Source organism: Serratia silvae (genome assembly GCF_023282985.1).
GTDB lineage: Bacteria > Pseudomonadota > Gammaproteobacteria > Enterobacterales > Enterobacteriaceae > Chania > Chania silvae.
The window spans coordinates 1-3252 of sequence record NZ_JAGQDC010000040.1 but is presented as its reverse complement, the minus strand read 5'-3'; the positions used below and the strand labels follow the sequence as shown (position 1 = coordinate 3252).

Genomic DNA, 3252 nt, shown 5'->3' with positions numbered 1-3252 from the left:
TTTTGTCATGTGAGCTACCTCTGGTTAAGAGTTTACTCACTTAGCGCCGTGTCCACTATTGCTGGGTAAGATCAAAGCGTTTAAACGCAGACGGCATTCTAATTAATGATTCTCTATGGCGTCCAAATGCTATTACCAAACTACTTTTAGCTACTTAATGAGAGTGCTCACGTAGTGAGTACTTGACAGCTAAAAATACTATTAATTAATTTCCTATATAAAAATAGCTAAGATAACAGGTCTTTAGTCATTGAAATAATCATAATCCAGATCTGTTAGTCTTTAACTGAAAAGTGCAAGGGATTACTTATATAGGTAAATAATGAAGTACTTTTTATATTAAGTAGAATTAATTTGTAGTAGTTAAAATTCGAGGTGTTTCAATACTTGTATAACGGCGTAAGCTGCATGGCTTTCTATCCTTGTCTTTTTCAGTACTGGCAAATTATGGGATGTTAGCATGATCGTAGTCAGTTTATGCAAGGGAGAGTTACGGTATGGCATTGATTTGTAGCGGCGTTACTCAGATATACCAGTGCCGGTCAATACCTACAACCTTAAATCTATTAAAAGCACTAAAGTAATTGATTATGTTTTGCTTTTTAGATACTATCATCAACGGCAATGATTTAGAATTTAATATATTCAAGAGTAATGAGTGGTGGTAGTTATCATTCACAGGAGTGATAATTTATTGTAGATATATGACTGATTAAATAAAAAGGATTTGATATGGCGAATGATATTTTTCTAACCTTGAAAGGTGCAAAGCAAGGGTTAATTACTGCGGGGTGCTCCACTAAAGATTCAATCGGCAACTTATACCAGTCTGGGCATACAGATCAAAGTTATCTTTATCAACTAAGCCATTCAATCAGTAGAGAACAGCACGTTAATCATCACCCATTCGTTATAGTTAAACCAATAGACAAGTCTTCGCCTTTAATTGGAATTGCAATATCTAACAATGAACGTTTGGATGCTCTTATTGAGATATATAGAACTAACCAGAATGGCGGACGTGAATTATTCTACTCTATCAAATTGACTAACGTTACGATTATGGACGTCAACATTTTTTACCCTAACTCATCAACCCATAATGAATCACAACCGCAAGAGAGTATATCATTGAAGTACGAAAGCATTTCTTGGCAGCATCACATTGCTGGAACCAGTGGCTATAGTATTTGGGACGATAGGGTTTACTAATGGAAAAAATAAAAACTGTAACCAGACTCCTTTTGGAGTCTGGTTTTACAAGAAAAGAAATAAAAGAACTACAGAAAAAATCTAAATTTTTTGGAATAGACTTGGCATTTGGTGTTAAAGATGTTGGTAAGAGAATGCTAAAGGCTACTATAGTAATTTTTAGTTTATTTTTAGCATTCACATCTGTAATTTATATAAAACAAACATTAAAAGCTGTAATTGTATTTTCTGCATTTCTTGCTATTTTATTACTATTATCCTGCTTTCTAACTAACATTCCTCGATATGTAAAATCGATAATTTTTTATTTTAAAAGCAATAAATGACTTCCTATAAATTATCCCATATTCCACTGACGGTAACCATATCACCCGCGATTTCTAATCCCAATGAGAGTTTACCCATTGTTTTTATAGTCATTAATAGATCATCATCAATTACATCATAAAGTTTTAATGTATCTGGGCCATTTTCATAGTTCATTAGGCTCCTGTAATCAGATACGACTTTTTTGGTAAAGAATAAACCATGAACTGATAATGCCAAATCAACACCACCATAAACAATATCTGCTATCTTATTATCATATCCGGTTTTCTTAGCAACAATTCTATATAGATCCCTTACAGGGCCAATGTCATCCTCTCCGTTTATTAGAAAGTAACCATTCTCATATATATTGTTAAACCCATGAGACACTAATAAGAAACCTGCTATATTACTGCCCCTTGAGCTAAGAATAGATGCAGCACCAGCCACTACTTGTGAAACGCCAGCAATAAGTCCAATCCCTTTTACTACATAGATCAATATACCGTTATCATTGGTTATTTCGATGTAGATTGCTTTTTTTACACGGTTTAACTGTAATGATTCGTATTGTTGCTGTAACGAGTTTTTTTCGGCTCTTAAACATACATATGCGTTCCGTTGCCCTTCTTGAGTCGTTGCTGCACGGCAAGTTGAAATATGGCGATTTATCAGATCATCAATTTTTTTTTGAAAAGAAAATCTTGATTGTGCATTTTTGACGTAGAAAGCAGATGCTCGGTTAGCCAAGCGACCTAACTCATAAGATTCAGCAAGAGCCATCTCAAGGTAGTAGTTTTTTACTTGTTCACGAAAACCAAAATAATTATCCATATAAAATAAATCCCTTTGAAATAAAAAGCGTGATCATTATATCGTGCTTACTTTAATTCATCTGTTGATGATATCAATCTACAAGAAAGTGATCAAATGCTACTGCTTTGACAGTAGATAAAATGGATCTTTTGGGTACTCCCTACTGATACCTGAATACTATGTCTCAGTTAGTATCATTTACTCATTGAACCAACCCATATGATACTGTATCATACAGATAACTTAAATGAGACTGAGGGTTAAGGGAATGATTTTTGGATATGTTAGGGTATCGACAAAGGATCAGAACCTTGAGCGTCAGCTTTCAGTACTGAGTCCTATCTGTGATAAAGTCATAGCTGAAAAAGCATCTGGAAAGTCCACCAGCGAGCGTCCTGAACTTCAAGCTTTACTCTCTCATCTAAGAGAAGGTGATACGTTGATCGTGAAATCAATCGACAGGTTAGCCCGTAACACCAAAGAACTACTTGGCTTAGTGGATAAACTTGTAGAGCAGGGCGTTACTGTTAAGTTCTTGGATAACTCAATGAGTTTTGATAACTCTCCCGCATCACGGTTGATTCTAACGATGATGGGAGCTGTAGCTGAATTCGAGCGTGGGATTATTGCTTCTCGTCGTGATGAGGGTATAGCTATTGCCCAAAAAGCCGGTAAGTACAAGGGTAAGCAAAAAAATCAATCTCTACATACTAAGATCACTGATATGCTTAGAACAGAAAAGTACTCGCCAGATGAGATCGCCAAGCTTTGCGACTGTGGTAGGGCTACGGTGTTTCGAGTAAAAAAGGATATGTTAAGTACTTAATCTTTATCATATAAGTAAAAATCCGCCTTCATAGAAGGCGGCATTGCTTTGGCGCCCCAGAGGGGCGTACTAAGCTCGAACCCGTAGGG

The 3252-nt window shown here is 35.8% G+C and carries 4 protein-coding genes; 3 read left to right on the top strand and 1 reads right to left on the bottom strand.

The window, feature by feature from the left end; translation table 11 throughout:
- The first annotated feature begins 732 nt into the window (after positions 1–732).
- A complete protein-coding gene (locus KAJ71_RS23105; RefSeq protein ID WP_186528688.1) occupies positions 733–1212 on the top strand; it encodes an Hcp family type VI secretion system effector in 480 nt (159 codons plus the stop codon).
- Positions 1212–1538, top strand: a complete 327-nt coding sequence (locus KAJ71_RS23100) for a hypothetical protein (protein ID WP_248947782.1) — start codon at positions 1212–1214, stop codon at positions 1536–1538. Before KAJ71_RS23105 ends, KAJ71_RS23100 begins: the two co-directional genes overlap by 1 nt.
- Before the next feature lie 4 nt (positions 1539–1542).
- Here KAJ71_RS23100 and KAJ71_RS23095 read toward each other — a convergent pair whose 3' ends face one another.
- A complete protein-coding gene (locus tag KAJ71_RS23095) occupies positions 1543–2355 on the bottom strand; it encodes a DUF4225 domain-containing protein (RefSeq protein WP_248947781.1) in 813 nt (270 codons plus the stop codon).
- A gap of 250 nt (positions 2356–2605) precedes the next feature.
- Between KAJ71_RS23095 and KAJ71_RS23090 the strand changes: the two genes are divergently transcribed.
- The gene (locus tag KAJ71_RS23090; protein ID WP_248947780.1) at positions 2606–3163 is read left to right on the top strand and encodes a recombinase family protein; all 558 of its coding nucleotides are present in this window, start codon (positions 2606–2608) and stop codon (positions 3161–3163) included.
- Positions 3164–3252 lie beyond the last annotated feature (89 nt).